This window comes from Flavobacterium sp. FlaQc-47 (assembly GCF_044006475.1).
Classification (GTDB): Bacteria; Bacteroidota; Bacteroidia; order Flavobacteriales; family Flavobacteriaceae; genus Flavobacterium.
Genome location: NZ_JBIPCQ010000001.1, coordinates 789322 through 809656, shown reverse-complemented (window position 1 = coordinate 809656; position 20335 = coordinate 789322). Strand labels below are relative to the sequence as shown.

Annotated in this window: 25 protein-coding genes; 12 read left to right on the top strand and 13 right to left on the bottom strand. The window is 32.3% G+C overall.

What is annotated here, in order from left to right; genetic code table 11:
• Positions 1-129: 129 nt before the first annotated feature.
• From ACHRVX_RS03330 to rpsF, 4 genes are all read right to left on the bottom strand, one after another.
• Entirely contained in the window at positions 130-603 is a 474-nt protein-coding gene (locus ACHRVX_RS03330) for a DUF6495 family protein (protein ID WP_395329161.1), read from the bottom strand.
• A 142-nt stretch (positions 604-745) separates the two neighbouring features.
• Positions 746-1186, bottom strand: coding sequence for a 50S ribosomal protein L9 (gene rplI, locus ACHRVX_RS03325; RefSeq protein WP_213303198.1), 441 nt, complete (start codon positions 1184-1186; stop codon positions 746-748).
• Positions 1187-1252: 66 nt separating this feature from the next.
• Positions 1253-1549 carry a 30S ribosomal protein S18 gene (gene rpsR, locus ACHRVX_RS03320; protein WP_002987043.1) on the bottom strand — a complete coding sequence of 99 codons (297 nt, stop codon included), beginning with the start codon at positions 1547-1549 and terminating at the stop codon, positions 1253-1255.
• Positions 1550-1554: 5 nt separating this feature from the next.
• A complete protein-coding gene (rpsF, locus tag ACHRVX_RS03315) occupies positions 1555-1896 on the bottom strand; it encodes a 30S ribosomal protein S6 (protein ID WP_007810575.1) in 342 nt (113 codons plus the stop codon).
• A gap of 176 nt (positions 1897-2072) precedes the next feature.
• Between rpsF and ACHRVX_RS03310 the strand changes: the two genes are divergently transcribed.
• Positions 2073-2771: a LytR/AlgR family response regulator transcription factor gene (locus ACHRVX_RS03310; RefSeq protein WP_395329158.1), complete on the top strand. Its 699-nt coding sequence runs from the start codon at positions 2073-2075 to the stop codon at positions 2769-2771.
• 1 nt (position 2772) lies between these two features.
• On the opposite strand, the gene priA is transcribed toward ACHRVX_RS03310, so the two are convergent.
• From priA to nadC, 7 genes are all read right to left on the bottom strand, one after another.
• On the bottom strand, positions 2773-5223 hold the full coding sequence (priA, locus tag ACHRVX_RS03305; RefSeq protein WP_395329156.1) for a primosomal protein N': 2451 nt from the start codon (positions 5221-5223) through the stop codon (positions 2773-2775).
• A 52-nt stretch (positions 5224-5275) separates the two neighbouring features.
• A complete protein-coding gene (locus tag ACHRVX_RS03300) occupies positions 5276-5434 on the bottom strand; it encodes a hypothetical protein (RefSeq protein ID WP_395329153.1) in 159 nt (52 codons plus the stop codon).
• The gene (locus tag ACHRVX_RS03295) at positions 5434-5670 is read right to left on the bottom strand and encodes a hypothetical protein (RefSeq protein WP_395329150.1); all 237 of its coding nucleotides are present in this window, start codon (positions 5668-5670) and stop codon (positions 5434-5436) included. Before ACHRVX_RS03295 ends, ACHRVX_RS03300 begins: the two co-directional genes overlap by 1 nt.
• An 83-nt stretch (positions 5671-5753) precedes the next feature.
• Positions 5754-6488, bottom strand: coding sequence for a subclass B1 metallo-beta-lactamase (gene bla-B1-FLAV, locus ACHRVX_RS03290; protein ID WP_395329147.1), 735 nt, complete (start codon positions 6486-6488; stop codon positions 5754-5756).
• 15 nt (positions 6489-6503) lie between these two features.
• Complete coding sequence (locus ACHRVX_RS03285) at positions 6504-6932, bottom strand: DUF2147 domain-containing protein (protein ID WP_395329144.1); 429 nt, start codon at positions 6930-6932, stop codon at positions 6504-6506.
• Positions 6933-6936: 4 nt separating this feature from the next.
• Positions 6937-7857: a YihY/virulence factor BrkB family protein gene (locus ACHRVX_RS03280; RefSeq protein ID WP_395329142.1), complete on the bottom strand. Its 921-nt coding sequence runs from the start codon at positions 7855-7857 to the stop codon at positions 6937-6939.
• A gap of 71 nt (positions 7858-7928) precedes the next feature.
• Entirely contained in the window at positions 7929-8786 is an 858-nt protein-coding gene (nadC, locus tag ACHRVX_RS03275) for a carboxylating nicotinate-nucleotide diphosphorylase (RefSeq protein ID WP_395329140.1), read from the bottom strand.
• A 345-nt stretch (positions 8787-9131) separates the two neighbouring features.
• Here nadC and ACHRVX_RS03270 point away from each other — a divergent pair, with 345 nt between their 5' ends.
• The 7 genes from ACHRVX_RS03270 to rlmH all read left to right on the top strand — a co-directional run bounded on the left by ACHRVX_RS03270 (position 9132) and on the right by rlmH (position 14846).
• Complete coding sequence (locus ACHRVX_RS03270) at positions 9132-10232, top strand: DNA alkylation repair protein (protein WP_395329136.1); 1101 nt, start codon at positions 9132-9134, stop codon at positions 10230-10232.
• Positions 10233-10604: 372 nt separating this feature from the next.
• A complete protein-coding gene (locus ACHRVX_RS03265; RefSeq protein ID WP_395329133.1) occupies positions 10605-11486 on the top strand; it encodes a pirin family protein in 882 nt (293 codons plus the stop codon).
• 2 nt (positions 11487-11488) lie between these two features.
• Positions 11489-11884, top strand: a complete 396-nt coding sequence (locus tag ACHRVX_RS03260; protein ID WP_395329130.1) for an OsmC family protein — start codon at positions 11489-11491, stop codon at positions 11882-11884.
• Positions 11885-11890: 6 nt separating this feature from the next.
• Positions 11891-12175 (top strand): GNAT family N-acetyltransferase, encoded by a 285-nt coding sequence (locus ACHRVX_RS03255; protein WP_395329127.1) that lies wholly within the window; start codon positions 11891-11893, stop codon positions 12173-12175.
• Between the two features lie 194 nt (positions 12176-12369).
• Positions 12370-13785: an adenosine deaminase gene (locus ACHRVX_RS03250; RefSeq protein ID WP_395329124.1), complete on the top strand. Its 1416-nt coding sequence runs from the start codon at positions 12370-12372 to the stop codon at positions 13783-13785.
• 172 nt (positions 13786-13957) lie between these two features.
• Positions 13958-14260 (top strand): antibiotic biosynthesis monooxygenase family protein, encoded by a 303-nt coding sequence (locus ACHRVX_RS03245; RefSeq protein ID WP_395329122.1) that lies wholly within the window; start codon positions 13958-13960, stop codon positions 14258-14260.
• A gap of 112 nt (positions 14261-14372) precedes the next feature.
• Positions 14373-14846 (top strand): 23S rRNA (pseudouridine(1915)-N(3))-methyltransferase RlmH, encoded by a 474-nt coding sequence (gene rlmH / locus ACHRVX_RS03240; RefSeq protein WP_395329119.1) that lies wholly within the window; start codon positions 14373-14375, stop codon positions 14844-14846.
• 33 nt (positions 14847-14879) lie between these two features.
• On the opposite strand, the gene ACHRVX_RS03235 is transcribed toward rlmH, so the two are convergent.
• Positions 14880-15509, bottom strand: a complete 630-nt coding sequence (locus ACHRVX_RS03235) for a hypothetical protein (protein WP_395329116.1) — start codon at positions 15507-15509, stop codon at positions 14880-14882.
• 198 nt (positions 15510-15707) lie between these two features.
• A complete protein-coding gene (gene folP, locus ACHRVX_RS03230) occupies positions 15708-16532 on the bottom strand; it encodes a dihydropteroate synthase (protein WP_395329113.1) in 825 nt (274 codons plus the stop codon).
• A gap of 265 nt (positions 16533-16797) precedes the next feature.
• On the opposite strand from folP, the gene ACHRVX_RS03225 reads away from it, so the two are divergent.
• The 4 genes from ACHRVX_RS03225 (at position 16798) to tpiA (ending at position 20293) form a co-directional block, all read left to right on the top strand.
• Positions 16798-17337, top strand: coding sequence for a DUF1599 domain-containing protein (locus ACHRVX_RS03225; RefSeq protein WP_395329111.1), 540 nt, complete (start codon positions 16798-16800; stop codon positions 17335-17337).
• Positions 17338-17418: 81 nt separating this feature from the next.
• Positions 17419-18519, top strand: a complete 1101-nt coding sequence (locus ACHRVX_RS03220) for a BT_3928 family protein (protein ID WP_395329108.1) — start codon at positions 17419-17421, stop codon at positions 18517-18519.
• A gap of 426 nt (positions 18520-18945) precedes the next feature.
• Positions 18946-19440 (top strand): TlpA family protein disulfide reductase, encoded by a 495-nt coding sequence (locus ACHRVX_RS03215; RefSeq protein ID WP_395329105.1) that lies wholly within the window; start codon positions 18946-18948, stop codon positions 19438-19440.
• A gap of 100 nt (positions 19441-19540) precedes the next feature.
• Complete coding sequence (gene tpiA, locus ACHRVX_RS03210; RefSeq protein ID WP_395329103.1) at positions 19541-20293, top strand: triose-phosphate isomerase; 753 nt, start codon at positions 19541-19543, stop codon at positions 20291-20293.
• Positions 20294-20335: the final 42 nt, after the last annotated feature.

Here is a 20335-nt window from a genome sequence, read left to right as displayed (position 1 = left end):
TTAGGAAAAAACAAGTATAAATACGGGGTAAAAAAAATAAAAAAGTTTAAACAATTCTTAAAAAAATAAAAAATGGTAAATAATTTAACATCAACTACTTACCATTTTTATATAATATCAGCTTAAAAACTATGATTCAATAATAGTATTGATTTGGGTGAACAATTGACCGTCACTTAAAAACGCACCTTGCTGAATTAGTTCAAAAATAGAAACATTTCGATCTTCAGTAAATACTTTCTTTCCAACTTTCATTTCTATGTTTTCAGTAAACATATTATCACTTAGCCATTGCAAGCCGTCTTTAGTTAAAAAATCCGTTTCAGGAACCAGTGATTTTAAGACTATAGATTGCACATCTGTTTCAAAACATTTGAATAAGAAAATATGATTTTTAGAGAAATGTTCTAAATATTCGGCTCTTGATAAAACACCTTCCCAGATTAAATCAGAGAAAACATCCAGTTCCTGTTCTGCCACTTCCGGCTTATTTATTTTAATAGCATCCCACTCTGCTTTATCAATAGTTTGAGTCGCCAGAAAATTAGCGAATTCTGCGTGCAATTCATCAAATTGCTCTTTTGTTAATCTTGCGTATTTCATTTCTTTCAGGCTTTATGTCTTACGCTATAAGCTTTAAGCAAGATGCTTTGAGCAAATAACCTTAAGTCTGATTAATTAATTATTTCTTTTAAACAAAAAAATCCCGATTTGCATCGGGATTTTTATATAGTATATAAAACGATTACTTTTCAGCAACAATTTCGTATGGTAATTCAACGATTACATCTCTGTGTAAACGCACATTTGCAGTGTATTTACCAGTACGTTTAACGATACCGCTAGTGATGAATTTTCTATCAATTACTTGTCCACCTTTAGCTAAAGCGTCAGCGATATCAATATTCGTGATTGAACCGAATAATTTTTCACCACCTGCTTTTGCAAAAAGTTTAATTTCAATTGCTTTCAATGATTCAGCTAATGCTTTTGCGTCTGCAACAACTTTAGCTTCTTTGTGAGCTCTTTGTTTAAGGTTTTCAGCCAATACTTTTTTAGCAGAAGGAGTTGCTAATGCAGCAAAACCCTGAGGTATTAAAAAGTTACGTCCGTAACCTGCTTTTACAGAAACTACATCATCTTTAAATCCTAGATTCTGTACGTCTTGTTTTAATATAAGTTCCATGTTGTTGTCCTTTATTTGAGAAGTTAGGTTCCATCTTACCGGAAACCAACAACTTTGTTTTTAATATTATTTTAATAAATCCGCCACGTATGGCATTAAAGCTAAGTGACGAGCTCTTTTTACAGCTACAGAAACTTTTCTTTGGTATTTTAATGAAGTTCCTGTTAAACGACGAGGAAGAATTTTTCCTTGCTCATTAACGAATTTCAATAAGAAATCAGCATCTTTATAATCAATATATTTGATTCCTGATTTTTTGAAACGACAATACTTTTTAGTTTTGTTAGTTTCGATGTTTAAAGGCGTTAAATATCTGATATCTCCGTCTTTTTTTCCTTTTGCAGATTGCTCTATTGTAGACATAATAATTAAGCTTTAGTAGATTTTAATTTGGCTCTTCTTCTTTCAGCCCAAGAAATAGCATGTTTATCTAAACTTACAGTTAAGAAACGCATAACTCTTTCGTCACGTCTAAATTCAGTTTCAAAAGCAATTAGAACTTCTCCAGCTACTTTGAATTCGAATAAGTGATAAAAACCACTTTTTTTGTTTTGGATTTCGTAAGCCATCTTTTTCAGACCCCAATCCTCTTTTGACACCATTTCAGCTCCTCTACTAGTAAGAAATTCTTCAAATTTCGTTACTGTTTCCTTCACCTGAACCTCAGATAAAACGGGATTTAAAATGAAAACAGTTTCATAATGATTCATAAATACAATATTTATTTGTTAAAATTGGGTGCAAAAGTAACCAATTAATTTATATATACAACATTATTTTACTTTTATTCGTTATAAAGTAAAAAACACAGGATGACTTTAGTTTTTTTTGCAAAAAAATAATACATTTACTACTGCTATCCTGAAATTATTCTAAATTTAATGTTATGAAACTAAACTGTGTTGTTGTTGATGATAGTTCTATACAGAGGACAATTATTGCAAAATTAGTTAATAATCACCCAGGTTTGCACTTAATCGGGGATTTTTCTAATGCAATTGAAGCAAAAAGCTGTATCTCTCTTAATAATATAGACCTTATATTTCTTGATATAGAAATGCCCGTTATCAATGGATTTGATTTCCTGGACGGACTAAAATCAAAGCCACAAATTATATTTATTACCTCTAAAGCTGAATATGCCTTAAAAGCATTTGATTATGACGCTACTGATTATCTGCAAAAACCAATCGCTGTAGATCGTTTTAATGCTTCTGTAAAAAGGGCAATTGACATGCATTTACTTAAAAAAGATGCCAAAGAGGAAGAGGGAGAACATATATTCATCAAAAGCAACCTTAAAAAGCTTAAGATTTTCACGGCAAAAATCAAATGGATTGAAGCATTTGGAGATTATGTGAGGGTAGTTACAGAAGATGACAGCAATCTGGTACTTTCTACAATGAAATCTTTTGAAAACGATTTATCAAAAGAAAAATTTATTCGCGTACACAAATCTTACATTATTAATATTGATAAGGTAGAAAGATTCAACAGTAAATTTGCAGAGATTGGTATTACAAAAATTCCGCTTAGCCGAAACAAAAAAGAAGATTTGGTAAAAGCATTATCAACGTCGTCATAATTTAATAAAAATCGACATTGGCAATAACCTTTATTGCTCTATACTGAGCAACAGCCTCAAAACTATTCAAAATCTTCTGAATAGTTTTTTTAGTCCCTCCCAAAGGTAAATTCTGCGGAATCTTAATCAGGATAGTTCTAATATACTCATTTCTTATTCTGCTAATTGCAGGCTCTTCAGGTCCTAAAACCGGCATCCCTAAGTTTTGGCTTAAAACCTGATACAACCACATCGAACCTTCCTTTAGTTTTTCAAACTCACGGTGTTTTAAAGTTAATTTTATAATCCTGAAATAGGGAGGATATTTATAGATCTGGCGATCATATAATTGCTCCTTATACATACCCATATAATTATGGTTTGTAACTTGCTGGATTGTATTGTGATCCGGATTATAGGTCTGAATCAACACTTTTCCCTGTTTTTCTGACCTTCCGGCTCTTCCTGCAACTTGGGTCATCATTTGAAAACTACGTTCAAAAGCCCTGAAATCAGGATGATACAGCATATTATCGGCATTCATAATCCCAACCAGACTTACATTATCAAAATCCAAACCTTTGGCAAGCATTTGTGTTCCAACGAGAATGTCAATCTCACGATTCTTAAAAGAATCAATTATTTTTTCAAAACCAAATTTCCCTCGAGTAGTATCCTGATCCATTCTTCCAGTTTTGGCTTTGGGAAAAAGCGATATTAATTCCTGCTCGATTTGCTCTGTTCCAAATCCTTTGGTGGTTAAATCAATACTCGAACAACTATGACAATGCGTTGGTTTTGCAATCGAATAACCGCAATAATGACAACGCAATTGGTTTTTATGTTTATGAAAAGTCAGACTCACATCACATTGCTGACAATGAGGCACGTGTCCACAGGTCAAACATTCAATTATAGGCGAATACCCACGTCTGTTTTGAAATAAAATCACTTGTTCGCCCAAAGACAACGCCTGCGCAATTTCTTCTATTAAAAGATCACTAAAATGTCCCGTCATTCTTTTTCTGAAATGTTTGTCTTTTAAATCGACCAAAACAATTTCAGGCATTCGAACATTATTGTAACGCTCTGTAAGTGTCACCAAACCGTATTTATCAGTTTGAGTATTAAAATAGGTTTCAATACTTGGCGTTGCAGATCCCAGAAGTACTTTTGAATTATGAAAATTAGCCAGAACTATAGCCGAATCCCTCGCATGATAACGCGGTGCAGGATCAGATTGCTTAAAAGTCTGTTCGTGCTCTTCGTCAACAATCAATAATCCTAGATTATTAAAAGGCAAAAACAAAGCCGACCTCGCCCCTATCACAATCTGAGCTTTATTAGCATTTTCAAGCGTTTGCTTCCAGACTTCTACTCTTTCGTTATTACTGTATTTTGAATGAAAAACAGCCACTTTATCACCAAAATGAAGTCGCAAACGAGAAACCAATTGTGTTGTAAGCGCAATTTCAGGCAACAAATACAAAACTTGTTTTCCCGTAACTAAATATTCTTCAATTAACTTTATATAAATCTCTGTTTTTCCGCTTGAAGTAACACCATGAAGTAAACAAACTTCTTTTTCCTGAAAATTTTGTTTGATTTCATTAAAAGCTTTTTCCTGAGCTCCACTTAATTGCAATTGTTTCTCAGAAGCTTTCCCATCAAAAGAAACACGATCTTGCTGTAAAAGATATTCTTCGAAAATTTCTTTATCAATCAAAGCTTTTACTGTGGCAGAAGTGGAATTTGAAACCTCAATCAGTTTTTTTACTGTAATTGGCTTTTTTTCAGAAGCCATTATTTGAAAATAAGCCAGAACAATTTCCTTCTGTTTATTCGCATTTTTTAAAACCTCCAATAATTCTCCTAAACCATTATCTGATTCATATTTGGCATGTAATTTTACGTACCGAACCAGTTTTGGTTTGTAGCTTTCTTTTATTTCCTCTTCTAAAACGACGATATCTTTATCCATCATTTTTTGAAGAATAGGAAAAATATTCTTCTTATTTAAGATCGAAATAATCTCCTGAACTTTAAGCGAACTTTGATGATTTAATGCTTCGTAAACCAAAAATTCATCATCAGAAAGTTCAGAATCATTTACTACAATTTCCGCTTTAAGCGAGATTATGGTTTCACTTTCTAACAATAATCCTGTCGGGAAAGCACCACGATACACATCGCCAATTCCGCACATATAATAATTTGCCACCCAAAGCCAGTGTTTAATCTGGATTTCGGTAGCAATAGGTTTTTCGTCAAGTATCTGATGAATTTCTTTGGCATCATATAAACTGGGGTCGTTTTGATGAATATCAATCACCAACGCCGTATATATTTTACTTTTACCAAAAGGTACAGCAACCCGCATTCCTTTTTTAATGAAATGAAATTCGGCCTCAGAAATACGATAAGTAAAGGTTTTGGCTAAGGAGAGCGGTAAAACGACTTCGACAAAAAACATGGGAATATTTTATAGGATTTAGAAAACTATCTGAAAAAAAAATCAGAAAAATTTAAACTCTTTCAAACCAATTCTCCATTTGAATTCCGTTTAAAAGTTTAAAATCTTTAGTATTATCAGTAACCAAGATTAATTCTTTTACTATTTTATCAAGATTCAATCTTCCTCTTAAAAAGAAAACACAAATGCTTGTATCAAGTAAATATCTCATTAAAATTTAATTTCAGTGTTTTTAAATTTTCTGTTGGATTTAATTTCAGAAACAATTTCTTCTGCAGACTTTTCAGAAGAAAATGCCCCAAAAGACTTATAAAAATTATTCTCTTTAGATTTAGCAACTTTTAAAGATTTTGTAAGCCTTTCGATAAGTTCTATCTTATTCGAAAAACTTAGCCCCTCAAATAAATCTGAGTAGCTTTCAAGTATATTTTTATCAGTTATTGTCATTTTAAATCTAATTAAATTAGTTTTCAAATATAAGCAAAATTAAGCTATTTTATATAATACAAATCAAAGAACATTCACAATAATCAGTGCTGCGCTGCATTACATTCCTTCACCATTTTTAAAGTATGATTAAGTGATCCAAGATCCTTCCAACCGTCATGACCCGTAATAATATATTTTGGATTTTTAAATTTTGTCTGTATTTTTTTAATAGATTTCTCCCATTCCTTTACGTCAGAATCACCTAAATAACCAAGATCTTTTGCCTCTGTGCTTTTTACAAAACAGCCTCCGTAAAGTACTTTTTCTTTATTAAACCAAACCACAATATTATCCGGCGCGTGCCCTTTTCCAGGATAATAAACCTCAAAAGTATGTTGCCCTACATTAAAGGTAGTATCATTTTGAATCACAAATTCAGCTCTTTTTTTATTTTCTTTTTCAAGAATCTGGTCTGTTAATTTTATAGTGTAGGTTTTAATTCCTTTTTTTCTGTAAAACTCTAATCCTCCCGCCCTGTCTTCATGCGAATGTGTTGCAAAATGCATCACAACATCTTTATGATGCCTTGCTTTTATAGAATCTAATAACGGCTGAAATTGTGTTTCGTCCCATGGTGCGTCAAATAAAACAACGCCTTTATTTGTAACAAGATACAAAGCATTGGCAGAAATCAGTGTTCCTTTGTAATTATGAAATGTTTTATAAACATAAAAGTCACCCGTAAGATGACTTATTTGTAATGGCGAATTTTTAGATTGTCCAAAACTATTCGACAGAATGGTTAAGAAAAAAATTAATGAAACTAATTTTCGCATTTTATTTTATGAAATTTAATTCTTCACTCTCGCCCAGTATTGTGTTCTTCCCATAATAGAAATTCCCACATAACCACGTAATTTTAATTTATCAGCAGATTCAAGTGTTATGTAACATTTGTATTTTTTGCCGCTTGTAGGATCAAAAATAGTTCCTCCGCTATATTCATCCCCGTCTTTTTTAAGTCCGTTGATAATGTTTAAACCTAAAATTGGTTTATTCTTATCTGCACCTTCACATTTTGTGCACACATCTTTTTTATGATCAGCACGAAGTATCTCTACTACTTTACCATATATCTTTCCTGACTTTTCATAAATTTCTACAACAGATTTTGCTTCTCCGGTTTCATCGTCAATTGTTTTCCATTTTCCAATAACACTTTGAGCCTGAATGCTCAATGCAAAAAAGAAAACACCAATCGTTAACATCCAATTTTTCATAATATTATTTGTTTTTTTGTTTTAATTTTCTGATAGTAGCGTTCAATTCGAACCCTAAAAGCAGAATCATACAGTTTATCCAAATATAAAACATTAGAATTAATAATGTTCCAATTGAACCATAAAGTTCGTTATATTTTGAGAATTTTATAACCCAAATCCCAAAAAAGAACGAAGATATAACAATTAAGATCATCGTAAAAACAGATCCAATGCTTATAAAAGGCACTTTATTATATTGTTTTGTACCATAACGCAATAATATTGAACATGTTATCAAGATCATTAATAACACAAACAAATATCGACCCAAAATTATCAGTGGAATTCGATCACTTAACACATCCTGAATAATTGTTTTTTGAATGAACACCTCAAAAACCACAATTGTTGCCACCGTAACAAACAATATAATGGTCATAACAAGCGAAATCGCCAATGCTACTATATATTGACTGAAAAAACCACGTTTATCAAATACATGTTTAGAGGATTCAAAACCGCTAAGGATTCCGTTAATTCCATTTGCCATTAAAAAAATCGAAAGCAAAAATCCCGACGATAATAATCCGGAATGACTATTATTTAAAATATCACTAATAATTTTATTAATTGCATCATACGTATTAGGAGGTACACTTTGCTGTACAAATAACAAGAAATCTGCCTGAAAATTATCTATAGGAATAAACGGAATTAAGTTTAAAATAAACAGCGCAAAAGGAAACAAAGCCATAAAAAAACTGAAAGAAACAGCGCTTGCATGATACGAAAATGCACCTTCAAGAATTCCTAAAGTATATAATTCAAGTAAATCGTATAACGAAAACCCTTCTAACCACGGTAATTTTATTCTCTTTAATAATCGGGCAAGAGAACGTACTACAGGAACTTTTTCAATCCGATCTTCTATCTCTTGAGACATATTTATGATTTTAGATTTTAGAGTTCAGATTTTAGATTTTCGTACCGAACTCATAACTTATAATTCAAAACTTAAAACGCTTTCAAACTTAAATCCATGTTATAAACAGAATGTGTCAAAGCTCCGGATGAAATATAATTGACTCCACATAAACCATATTCACGAATCGTTTTTTCGTTAATATTTCCAGACGATTCTGTTTGGCATTTTGACCCAATTAACTGAACTGCGGTTTTAGTATCTTCATAATTAAAGTTATCAATCAGTATTCTGTGCACTCCGTCACTTAATAAAATCTCACGGATTTCATCAAGATTTCTGGCTTCTACAATAATTTTTAAATCTAAATTATTCGCTTTCAAATATTCCTTCGTTTTCTGGATGGCAAGTGTGATTCCGCCGGCAAAATCAATATGATTGTCTTTTAGCATCACCATATCATATAATGCAAAACGATGGTTTTCACCTCCGCCAATTTTTACAGCCCATTTTTCAGCTGCTCTGAAATTTGGAGTTGTTTTACGCGTATCTAAAATTTTAGCGCCTGTTCCTTCTAAAAGCTGAACGTATTGATCTGTTTTTGTAGCAATTGCAGACATACGCTGCATGGTATTCAAAACCACTCTCTCTGACTTTAAAATAGATTGGGAACTTCCGGAAACTTCTAAAACGACATCACCATATTCTACATGCGTTCCATCTTCTATATAGGTCTTGATCTTTAATTTTGGATCTACATATTCAAAAATCATTTTTGCAAGAGCAACACCTGCAATTATTCCCTGATCCTTTACTAATAATTTAGCCTGTCCGTGCGCCGTTTCCGGAATACACGCCAATGAACTATAATCGCCTGTGCCCACATCTTCGCGAATTGCGTTGCTAATTAATAGTTGTAATTCGGTTTGAAATTGTACTTCGCTAATCATTTTTCTTAATTTTATAAGATGCTAAAGTAGGATATATTTTGGGGATTTGAAAGTTTACTGTCATTGAAAAATTTCCTGAGAGTAAAAACATTCATCCAAATTATCAGGAAAACGCTTATTTTTTAAACACATAGAAACATACATCTTCAGTTGTGCGAAAAAGGCTTTTCATTTGCATTAATTCACATAGCTTATAAGCATAAGTATGTATTAAAATCCGGATTTTTTAAAAATGCCTTTTATTTATAATTTAAATTCTATGTTTTTATGTGTTTAAAATTTCACATAGAATCTATAATCATAATTAAAAACATTAAATATCTTTGAAGTTCATTCAAACAAATTATGGGCTTAATTAAAGATATTTACTCCGTTGCTTTTTACGAAAAATTTGGTCAGGCGTTCGCCGAAGTGGATCCAGCTTTCGACAAACAAAAATTCATTGAAGCCATTTACGAAGGCGATTTTTCCCAAAAAGAATGGAAGGATCGCATGAAACACACCACAATTGTTTTGCATCAATTTATGCCGGAGAATTTTCAGGAAGCCGTTTTATTAATTGATAAAATCATTGAGAATCTAAAGAAAAACAAATTTACAGAAGGTAATCTTGCATTCATTTTCTTTGCCGATTATATTGAAATGTATGGTATTGATGACTTTAAAATTTCGGCTAAAGCCTTTGTTTCAATCACACAATTTATAAGCTGTGAATTTGCCGTTCGCCCTTTCATTATAAAATATAAAGAAAAAATGATCGAAGAAATGACCAAATGGTCGCTGCATGAAAATCATCACGTACGCAGATTGTCCAGCGAAGGAAGCCGACCAAGATTACCGTGGGCAATGGCGATTCCGTTTCTGAAAAAAGACCCTGCTTCTATCCTGCCCATTTTAGAAAACTTAAAAAATGATCCTTCAGAATATGTACGCCGAAGCGTTGCCAACAACCTGAATGATATCGCCAAAGATAATCCACAAATTGTACTGGAAATTGCAAAAAAATGGTTTGGTTTTAGCAAAGAAACTGATGCAATCATCAAACATGGCGCCCGTACTTTATTAAAACAAGGACATCCTGAAATTCTAAGCCATTACGGCTTGGAAAGCACTAATATTGAACTTTCAAACTTTGAAATCAAAACACCAATCGTGAAAATTGGTGATTATTTACAGTTTCAGTTTCATCTGAATAATAAGAATAACGAAGCTAAAACGATTCGTTTAGAATATGCCGTTCATTACAAAAAATCAAAAGGACATTTAGCTAAAAAAGTCTTTAAAATAAGTGAGAAAATTTATCAGCCCAATCAATTAATTAAAGTTGACAGAAATCAATCTTTTAAAATCATTACGACTAGAGTTTTTCATACCGGAATGCATCAATTATCGATTATTATTAACGGAACTGAAAGTGAAACACTTGATTTTGAATTGACGAGTTAAACACTAATTTCACTAATTAACATTAATTGATTTTCTACGCTTCAATTCTGAGAAAAGAGTAATCTTTAACCATATTGTCAGACTGAGCGGAGTCGAATTGTCAGACTGAGCGAAGTCGAAGTCCCGCAAAGTGATTCAGCAAACGAGACTTCGACTTCGGTCAGCCTGACAAAAAAAGCACAGGAATTACAATAATTCACTAATTCATCTGTGCAAATTCGTGAAATTCTTGTTATATTTTTAATTTTAATGAAATCCTTATAATTCTATTTCTTACTTTTATAGATAATACCAGAAACAAATTTTCTTAATCTAAATTAAGTTACAGATTGCGACTACAACTGTAATTTTGCTTCAACTAAAACAAATACCATGTCAAATATTAGTTTAATTATCGAAGAACGCGCTGCCAATATTGGCAATTTTATGGTAGGCCGTTTATTGCCTTTCCGTGAAAAAAGAGCTGTTGGACCATTTGTATTTATCGATCATATGGGACCTGCACATTTAAGCGATCATGAAAACATGGACGTTCCACCTCATCCACATATCGGACTTTCGACTTTGACTTTTTTGTTTGAGGGAAGCATTATGCACCGTGACAGTTTAGGAACCGAATTAGAGATAAAACCCGGCGCCGTGAACTGGATGACTTCAGGAAAAGGAATCGTACATTCTGAGAGAACACCGGAATATTTAAGACATTCTGATAAAATGCTGCACGGTTTACAAATATGGGTCGCACTGCCGAAGGAATTAGAGCAAATGGATCCTAATTTTGCCCATGTTGAAGCAGATGCTATTCCGAGTTGGGAAGAAGACGGGATATCTTATAAATTGATTGCCGGAGAAGCATTTGGAAAAAAATCCCCCGTTCCTGTTTATAGTCCGTTATATTTTATTGAAATTAAAAGCACTGAGGCTAAAAAAGTAAATATCGGACATCATTTATTCGGCGAAAGCGGATTGTATATTTTAGAAGGAAGCATTAAAAGCGGCGAACATATTTATGATCCGAAACAAATTTTAATTACAAACGACAGCACTTTATGCGAGTTTGAATTAGCCGAAAATACAACCGTTTATATCTTTGGAGGAACGCCTTTTCCCGAAGAACATTTTATATTTTGGAATTTTGTCTCTTCAGATAAAGAACTAATCGAAAAAGCAAAAAAAGACTGGACAGAACAAACTTTCCCAAAAGTTCCGGGTGAAACCGAATTTGTGCCTCTACCTCAACCAAGAATCAAATAAATATGGATACTATATCAGCAAAAATTGATACACGCTTGTATCGAACGGAAATAACATCAGCCAGCGAAAATGTTTTAATCTCTGATGAGCCTCAGGAATTGGGCGGCAAAAATTTAGGATTAAATCCAACAGAACTTTTAGCAGCATCACTGGCTTCCTGCACGGTAATTACATTGCGAATGTACATCAACCGCAAACAATGGAATGTTTCTGAAATTGATGTCAAAATTGATTTTGAAAGAGATGCTGATCGAAATGTATCCTTATTTACAAGAAAAATAGAAGTAATTGGTGAAGTCGACCAAACTCAAAGAGAGCGATTAGAAACAATTGCAAACAGTTGCCCAATTCATAAAACACTCACCCATTCAATCGAAATAAAAACCACATTAATATAAGTTATCATGGAAATTCAACATATAAACGATATAAAAAGAGGGTCTTTTGAAGCCGTAGAAAACGGAAAAGAAGCCGGAAAAATGACCTATACATGGGCGGGAGATTCTAAATTCATCATCGATCACACTGAAGTAAGTGAAGATTTCAGCGGACAAGGTGTTGGTAAAAAACTACTTATGGCTACGGTTGATTATGCAAGAAACAATGATTTAAAAATTATTCCGCTTTGTCCTTTCGCGAAAAGCGTTTTTGATAAAACAGAGGAAATCAGGGATGTGCTTTCTTCTTAAGGTACAGAGATCCAAAGGAGCAAAGGTTCAGAGGTTTTATAGAGACGCACGTTTGTGCGTCTTTTTTAATTATTATTAAAATATCTTTTCTAAAACTTTGTCCCTTTGCTCCTTTGAACCTATGAACCTCTTAAAACAAAATTTTCAAATCTCCTCAAAAACCATTACATTTGCATGTAATTTAAACTTAGAGTATGACGAGGATAATTACACTTTTCTGTATTTTCATAGCACAAATCAGCTTTTCTCAAACAGCTGAAACTTATTTAGAAAAAATCAGAAATAACGAAGCTCTCTTAACAGCTTTTTTTCAACAAATGCCTAAAGGCGGAGATTTACACCATCATTTTTCGGGATCAATTTATGCAGAACCTCTTTTGGAAAGAGCCATTGCAGAAGATTTTTATCTGAATTTAGAATCGATGAACGTATCCAAAACAAAACCTTCAAAAGGCAATTGGCAAACATTCTCCACTCTTAAAAACGAAGGAAAACTGGCTTTTTACCAACAACAAGTTATGCAAACCTGGTCGGCTAAGGATTATAATGGTTCTGTACCATCTGATGATTTATTTTTTGACTCTTTTCAAAAATTTGAACCCACTATTAAAGGTCATTTTGCTGAAGGAATACTGGAATTAAAAAAACGCGCCATTGCTGAAAATGTATCTTATATTGAAACACAGCTATCAACAATTCCGTGTGATATGAATGTTGCTGATTTAACTGATTTCAACTCGAAACTTCGTAAAGCAGCATCTCAAAAAGATGAAAATGCAGTGATGAAACTTTTAGACGAATTATATAAAGCAATTCAACAGAAAGATCCTAAAAAATATGCCACAGATTTTAATACCAATTTTATAGCAAAACTTCATAAGGACTTAAAAATTGACGACGAACGTTTTACAATGCGTTATCAAAATTTTGTACTTCGTTTTATGGATCCTGTTGATTTATTCAAGAATCTCAGCATTGCTTTTATTTCTGCAAACGACAGTAAATTAGTTGCAGGTGTAAACATTGTTTCGCCGGAACATGGCGAAAATTCCATGAAAGATTATTGGTTGCATATGGTCATGTTTAAATACTGCCACTCAAAGTTCCCTGATGTAAAATATACGCTTCATGCAGGAGAATTAACTTTAGGATTGGTCCAGCCCGAAGATTTGACCTGGCATATTAACGATGCAATTTATATTGCCGGAGCTAATAGAATTGGTCACGGAGTTGATATTGCTTACGAAGCAAACTCTTATGATTTATTGAAATATATGGCCAAAAACAGTATTCCAATTGAGATTAATTTAGTCAGCAATGAATTCATTTTAAAAGTGAAAGAAAACAGGCACCCTTTTACACTTTATAAAGAATTTAATGTGCCAATTGTGATTAGCACAGATGATGCGGGGATTCTGAGAACCAATATGACAGAACAATATGTTTTGCTTGCCAAAAGATATCCTGATGTTTCGTATGCAACAATAAAACAATACGTTTACAACAGTATTAATTATAGTTTTATTCAGGATACAGCAGTAAAAAAACAATTATTGAAAGATTTGGATACAAGATTTAACACTTTTGAAGCTAAATTTTCTAAAAACTAAAACGAACCAATCTATGCGAGATTGCACACGGATTTAAACGGCTTAAAACGGATTAACGCAGATTTTTTTATTATAAATATCAAAAATAAATCTGCTAAAATCTCCGAAATCTGCGTGAATTTTTTTTCACGCAGATTTTGTAGATCAAGCAGATAAAAATTAATTTACTCTTATGATTTTAGAAGCCGTTTTCTTATTTATAAAACCAGAATTAGCAAATCAATTTGAAATTGATTTTACAAAAGCAAGTCAATATATTTCGTCTATTGATGGCTATTTAGGGCATCGTTTAGAAAAATGTCTTGAAGTCGAAAATAAATATCTTTTATTAGTCGAATGGAATACGCTTGAAGATCATACTGTAGGTTTTAGAAATTCTGAAGCGTATCTGGAATGGAAAAAGATTTTACATCATTATTACGAACCGTTTCCTGTTGTAGAGCATTTTGAAACCGTTTTTGAGAATAAAATATAGCCCACGGATTTTACAGATTGAACAGGTCTACACCGATTTTACACTTTAAAAAATTTGTATTAATTTGTGAATCCCGATAGCTATTGTGAGTGGCAAAAAATAAAAACAAACAATGAACATCAAACTTATCGCCATTGGCAAAACAGACAATAAATCCCTGCAGACTTTAATCGACGATTATACCAAACGTTTGTCATTTTATATCAAATTTGATCTGGAGATTATTCCGGATATCAAAAACGTGAAGAATTTATCCGAAAGTCAGCAAAAGGAAAAAGAAGGCGAATTAATTCTTGCAAAATTAACACCAACAGATCAATTGATTTTATTGGATGAAAACGGGAAAAACTTTTCCAGCGTTGGTTTTTCTGAAGAATTGCAAAAGAAAATGAATTCCGGTGTTAAAACGCTGGTTTTTGTGATTGGTGGTCCTTACGGATTCTCTGATACTGTTTACAGCAAAGCTCAAGGGAAAATTTCACTTTCGTTGATGACGTTTTCACACCAAATGGTCCGCCTTTTTTTTATCGAACAATTATATCGCGGATTTACGATTTTAAGGAATGAACCTTATCATCACCAATAAAATTTAATCGTTTATTTGTTGAATTGTTTATTCTTACAAGATGAATTCTTTTGGAATTTCGTCATTGTATGAATTTAATTTTTGGAATTCAATTTTAGTTTCAATGTATTGCTGATAATTCATATTTTTATCGAATAACAAATATACTTTTGGTTTAACAAAAAAAGCGATACGTCCAATATGCGTTAAAACATCTTCTTTTTTAACTTCTTCGTTATTTACTAAAACAACATTACTTCCTTTTCTAAAATAAATTACCAAGTCTCCATTTGTTGGTTTTCCTATTTCATAATACACTTTCGTGAAAGGTAAAAAAGCCATATTCTTTCCGATGGAATCGGCGTAGGAATAATAATTTTCAGCCATTTCGTTTTTATGGGCTTTTTCAGCTCGCTTTTTTTCCTGAAGTTTCATTATTTCCGGGATAACCAATTTTAAAGGCAAACGCTTGTCAATATTAAAAATCCAATTGGTCGAAATGATGCTGTTTTTTCGGTTTACATCTGCAATGGTATCTTTTCCTTCTATTTTAAAAAAGATGTAAATTGGCGAATGATCTTGTACATCTTTTATAATTGTTACGTTTGATTTTGGTAAAAGAACATCTTCTTTGCTTGCGCAGGAAAAAAGAAGAATTGTAATCATTAAGCTAAAGTATTTCATATTTATTTATTTTTTATACACAATCTTTGGTATTTCAAACAAGAAATCTCACTCGTTGAACATTTGCTATTATCGATTCTTACTACCAAGAAGGAATAATGCCGATATTCCGGAGGAATGATTTATTTTGTAGCAAGGGATTTCAATCCCTTGAAACGCAAAGTAAGCCCAATATTGTAATTCCGACGAACCAGACGATTACAAACCCATTTTCCCAAACAAAGTAACACATTCCATCGCTTCTTTTACATCATGAACACGTAAAATTTTAGCGCCTTTTGTCAATGCTATTGTATTGAGAACTGTTGTTCCGTTTAAAGCTTCTTGTGCTGTGTTATTTAGTGTTTTATAAATCATTGATTTCCTTGAAACTCCGGCTAAAACTGGTAATTCTAACAAATTAAAAAGTTCCATTTTTTGCAAAACCTCATAATTCTGATCTGTTGTTTTGGCAAAACCGAATCCAGGATCTAAGATTAAATCATTAATTCCTAAACTTCTTGCTTTTTTTACTTTTTCAGAAAAATAAAAAAGTATTTCTTTTACAATATCATCATATTGAGTCAAACTCTGCATGGTTTGTGGATTTCCACGCATGTGCATCATAATATATGGAACATTATATCTGGCTATAACCTCAAACATTTTATCATCTAATTCTCCTGCAGCAATATCGTTTATAATCGCTGCGCCACTTTCTATACTCGCTTTTGCCACCTGAGCCCTAAAAGTATCAATTGACAATAAAGCTTCGGGAAAATGTTTTAAAATCAATTCAATTGCAGGAACAATGCGCTCAATTTCTTCTTTTTCAGAAACAAATTCGGCACTTGGTTTACTTGAATACGCTCCAATATCTATAAAAGTCGCACCCTGAGACAACATTTTATCTACTTGGGAAATAATTTGATCTTCGTTTTTATATTTTCCTCCATCAAAAAAGGAATTTGGCGTTACATTCAAAATTCCCATTACTTTAGGAATTGATAAATCTATAAGTTTGCCTTTGCAGTTAATAAACATTTTGTTTCAAGTTTTATTTGTTTCAGGTTATTTGTTTCAGGTTTTTCTTGTTTCATGTTTTCGTAGTTTCAGGTTAATGTTGATTGCAAGCGCTAAACTTGAAACTAAGAAAACCTGAAACCTGAAACTTCACATTTTTCTAATTTAAAATTATTGGCATTAACACTTTGTTTAGAAAAAACTTGAAACAAAGAAAACCTGAAACTTGAAACTCTTTAATATTATGCCTATTTTTGAAGAAATTTTAGCAAATATACAGCAATAAATGAAGAATACTTCCCTTGAATATGATAATGTAATTACGGTTTGCCGAACTTTATTTATCAATAAAATGAGTGATTATGGCAGTGCCTGGCGAATTTTAAGATTGCCGTCATTAACTGATCAAATTTTTATAAAAGCACAAAGAATCAGAAGTCTGCAAGAAAACGAAGTTCGTAAAGTGGACGAAGATGAAAAAGGTGAATTTATCGGAATCATCAATTATTCGATTATGGCTTTGATTCAGTTAGAATTAGGTGTTGTTGATCAGCCTGATCTTGACGTTGAAAAAGCAACCGAATTATACGATGCTAAAATTAAATTGACGAAAGAATTAATGGAAGCTAAAAATCATGATTATGGCGAGGCTTGGCGCGAAATGCGTGTGAGTTCGTTAACTGATCTGATTCTGCAAAAATTACTTCGCGTAAAGCAAATTGAAGACAATAAAGGTAAAACTTTAGTTTCTGAAGGTATTGATGCCAACTATCAGGATATGATTAATTATGCGGTTTTTGCTTTGATTCTAAATCCACTCAAATAAAAATAAGCCACGAATTTCACCAATTTACACAAATTAATTCGTGATCATTCGTGAAATTCGTGGCGAACAAAATTAAAAAATATGAAAAACATCATTACTCAATTTTCCCGATTATTTGTCGGAGTATTATTTATAATTTCAGGATTAATTAAACTGAATGATCCAGTTGGATTCTCGTATAAATTAGCCGAATATTTTAGCGAACCTGTTTTTAACATGCCGTTTTTAGAACCATTAGCTTTAGGATTAGCCATCTTTTTAGTAATTCTTGAAGTTGTTTTGGGTGTAATGTTATTGGTGGGTTACAAATCAAAATTGACAATTTGGGCATTACTATTACTAATCGTTTTCTTTACGTTCCTTACGTTCTATTCTGCTTATTTTGATGTAGTAAAAGATTGCGGATGTTTTGGTGATGCTTTACACTTAACGCCTTGGGAATCGTTTACAAAGGATATTGTTTTACTTTTCTTTATTGTGATTTTGTTCATCAATAAAAAGTTAGTAAAGCCCTTATTTTCGAATACGGTAACAAACATTATAACTTTTGCGAGTCTTGTGTTGTGTATTATTATGGCTGTCTGGGTTTTAAATCATAATCCTATAAAGGATTTCCGTCCTTATAAAGTAGGAACTAATATTGAAAAAGGAATGGAAATTCCTGAAGGTGCACCAAAATCTGTGGTTGAAATGATTTTTATCTATAAAGTAAATGGTGTCGATAAAGAATTTGCAGAAAAAGATCTTGCTAATATCCCTGAAGGCGCAACGTTTGTTGACAGAAAAGACAAGGTGATTACAGAAGGTTATGTTCCGCCAATTCACGATTTTACAATGGTAAAAGACGATTCTGATTATAAAGAAGAATTACTGAAAGAACCAAAATTATTAGTTTTTGTTACTTATGATTTAGCTTTATCTAATCCTGACGGAATGAAAAAACTGGAAGGTTTAAGTAAAAATGCAAAAGCAAAAGGATATAAAGTAATTGCAATGACAGCTTCCGGAGCTGATGAAATTGCAAAAGCTAAAAAACAATACGGCTTAGATTTTGACTTCTATTTTTGTGATGCTACAGCATTAAAAACTGTGGAAAGAGCCAATCCTAGTATTGTAATTTTACAAAACGGAACTGTGATTCAAAAAGTACATTACAATGACACAGATGATTTGAAGTTGTAAAATCATCAGAAAAATAAATACTATAAAACACCAATTCTTCTATAAAGTTGAGTTGGTGTTTTTTTTATATGCTAATTAATGTTCTCTATTTAAAAGAGATTTTTTTAGACGTTTTCTTACCTCAAATCTCCATGTTTTACAATAAATCAAACATTTTTTTTCCATCCTTTTTTTATAAAATCAGGAAACGAAGCCAAAATTCAGACTTTGACAACCTACTATTACGATTTCATTCACCATTTTTTAACCGAAATTTTATCTTTTGTTATAAAATAAAGGTCTCCTCAATTTTTGTTAATCTCCATTTCTCATTCGATTTGTTTGTTTAACTTTGTTCTGACGCATTATTTTTTTGAATCGCTTTGATAATATTACAAGTGCCAATAAAAAATGTCGCACATAACAAATTAAAAATATTATTTTAATATGAAACAAATAGCTCTAATTGCAATTGCATTTATTACTTTCTCTTGTTCTCAGGCTCAGAAAACAAGTTTTTCTAAAGAAGCATTATCTGAAAAATTATTAACTATCGACGGAGGTCAGACTTCTTTCAAAAACATTTTAAAAAAATACAAAGGCAAAACTTTGGTAATTGAAGTTTGGGCTTCATGGTGCGGAGATTGCGTAAAAGCAATGCCAAAATTAAAAGAATTACAAGCAAACAATCCTGATGTTTCCTATCTTTTCCTTTCTGCTGATAAAACGGCTGATAAATGGAAAGCGGGTATTGAAAAACACGAATTAAAAGGCGATCATTTTATGATGAACGACGGTATGAAAGGTGTTTTTGGAAAAGCAATTGATTTAGACTGGATTCCGAGATATATTATCGTTGACAAAACCGGAAAAATCGTATTATATCGTGCTATCGAAACAGATTTTGATAAAATCAATGAAACTTTAAAAAGCCTGAAATAAAAATTTAAGGGCAATGACAACTTCAAAATTCAATGTCAATTTTAATGTTATCAGAATACAAGAATAAAAACAAAAAAAGAATAAAATAAAAACTACCAAAATGAGAAAAAAGATTGTTGCAGGAAACTGGAAAATGCATAAAAACGCAGGACAAACTGAAGAACTATTAAACGAATTAATTGCTAAAATACCAGCTCAAACTACTGCTCAGGTAATTGTTGCTCCAACATTTGTAAACTTACAGGCAGCTGTTGCTAAAGCAAAAAATACTACGATTGGAGTTGCTGCTCAAAACGTTCACCAAGCTGAAGGTGGAGCTTTTACAGGAGAAATTTCTGCTGATATGTTAACTAGCATTGGTGTAAAAACAGTAATTCTTGGTCACTCTGAGCGTCGTGCTATTTTTCACGAAACTGATGCTTTAATCGCTAGTAAAGTAGATACTGCTTTGAAACATGAGTTGACAGTTATTTTCTGTTTTGGAGAAGAATTAAAAGATCGTCAATCAGACAATCACTTTAATATTGTTGAAAACCAATTACGTGACGGATTATTCCACATCGCAAAAGAATCATGGGCAAATGTTGTTTTAGCTTATGAGCCTGTTTGGGCAATTGGAACGGGAGAAACTGCTTCACCTGAACAAGCTCAGGATATGCACGAATTTATTAGAGAAACTGTACGCAAAGCTTTTGGAGCTAATATCGCTGACGAAGTTTCTATTTTATACGGTGGTTCTGTTAAACCGGATAACGCTAAAGAAATTTTTGGTAAACCAGACGTAGACGGTGGTTTAATTGGTGGTGCAGCTTTAAAAGCTGATGACTTTTTAGCTATTGTTACAGCTATCTAATTCAGATTTTAGATTTTAGATTTTAGATTTTAGATTTTAGAT

Coding starts and splice junctions, on each gene's coding strand:
- rlmH (WP_395329119.1), top strand. CDS start 14,373: ATGAACATCAAACTTATCGCCATTGGCAAAACAGACAATAAATCCCTG.
- ACHRVX_RS03280 (WP_395329142.1), bottom strand. CDS start 7,857: ATGTCTCAAGAGATAGAAGATCGGATTGAAAAAGTTCCTGTAGTACGT.
- ACHRVX_RS03250 (WP_395329124.1), top strand. CDS start 12,370: ATGACGAGGATAATTACACTTTTCTGTATTTTCATAGCACAAATCAGC.
- folP (WP_395329113.1), bottom strand. CDS start 16,532: ATGTTTATTAACTGCAAAGGCAAACTTATAGATTTATCAATTCCTAAA.
- ACHRVX_RS03330 (WP_395329161.1), bottom strand. CDS start 603: ATGAAATACGCAAGATTAACAAAAGAGCAATTTGATGAATTGCACGCA.
- priA (WP_395329156.1), bottom strand. CDS start 5,223: ATGTTTTTTGTCGAAGTCGTTTTACCGCTCTCCTTAGCCAAAACCTTT.
- ACHRVX_RS03285 (WP_395329144.1), bottom strand. CDS start 6,932: ATGAAAAATTGGATGTTAACGATTGGTGTTTTCTTTTTTGCATTGAGC.
- bla-B1-FLAV (WP_395329147.1), bottom strand. CDS start 6,488: ATGCGAAAATTAGTTTCATTAATTTTTTTCTTAACCATTCTGTCGAAT.
- ACHRVX_RS03270 (WP_395329136.1), top strand. CDS start 9,132: ATGGGCTTAATTAAAGATATTTACTCCGTTGCTTTTTACGAAAAATTT.
- ACHRVX_RS03215 (WP_395329105.1), top strand. CDS start 18,946: ATGAAACAAATAGCTCTAATTGCAATTGCATTTATTACTTTCTCTTGT.
- ACHRVX_RS03310 (WP_395329158.1), top strand. CDS start 2,073: ATGAAACTAAACTGTGTTGTTGTTGATGATAGTTCTATACAGAGGACA.
- ACHRVX_RS03260 (WP_395329130.1), top strand. CDS start 11,489: ATGGATACTATATCAGCAAAAATTGATACACGCTTGTATCGAACGGAA.
- ACHRVX_RS03220 (WP_395329108.1), top strand. CDS start 17,419: ATGAAAAACATCATTACTCAATTTTCCCGATTATTTGTCGGAGTATTA.
- ACHRVX_RS03245 (WP_395329122.1), top strand. CDS start 13,958: ATGATTTTAGAAGCCGTTTTCTTATTTATAAAACCAGAATTAGCAAAT.
- ACHRVX_RS03255 (WP_395329127.1), top strand. CDS start 11,891: ATGGAAATTCAACATATAAACGATATAAAAAGAGGGTCTTTTGAAGCC.
- ACHRVX_RS03265 (WP_395329133.1), top strand. CDS start 10,605: ATGTCAAATATTAGTTTAATTATCGAAGAACGCGCTGCCAATATTGGC.
- rplI (WP_213303198.1), bottom strand. CDS start 1,186: ATGGAACTTATATTAAAACAAGACGTACAGAATCTAGGATTTAAAGAT.
- ACHRVX_RS03225 (WP_395329111.1), top strand. CDS start 16,798: ATGAAGAATACTTCCCTTGAATATGATAATGTAATTACGGTTTGCCGA.
- ACHRVX_RS03295 (WP_395329150.1), bottom strand. CDS start 5,670: ATGACAATAACTGATAAAAATATACTTGAAAGCTACTCAGATTTATTT.
- rpsR (WP_002987043.1), bottom strand. CDS start 1,549: ATGTCTACAATAGAGCAATCTGCAAAAGGAAAAAAAGACGGAGATATC.
- nadC (WP_395329140.1), bottom strand. CDS start 8,786: ATGATTAGCGAAGTACAATTTCAAACCGAATTACAACTATTAATTAGC.
- ACHRVX_RS03235 (WP_395329116.1), bottom strand. CDS start 15,509: ATGAAATACTTTAGCTTAATGATTACAATTCTTCTTTTTTCCTGCGCA.
- rpsF (WP_007810575.1), bottom strand. CDS start 1,896: ATGAATCATTATGAAACTGTTTTCATTTTAAATCCCGTTTTATCTGAG.
- tpiA (WP_395329103.1), top strand. CDS start 19,541: ATGAGAAAAAAGATTGTTGCAGGAAACTGGAAAATGCATAAAAACGCA.
- ACHRVX_RS03300 (WP_395329153.1), bottom strand. CDS start 5,434: ATGAGATATTTACTTGATACAAGCATTTGTGTTTTCTTTTTAAGAGGA.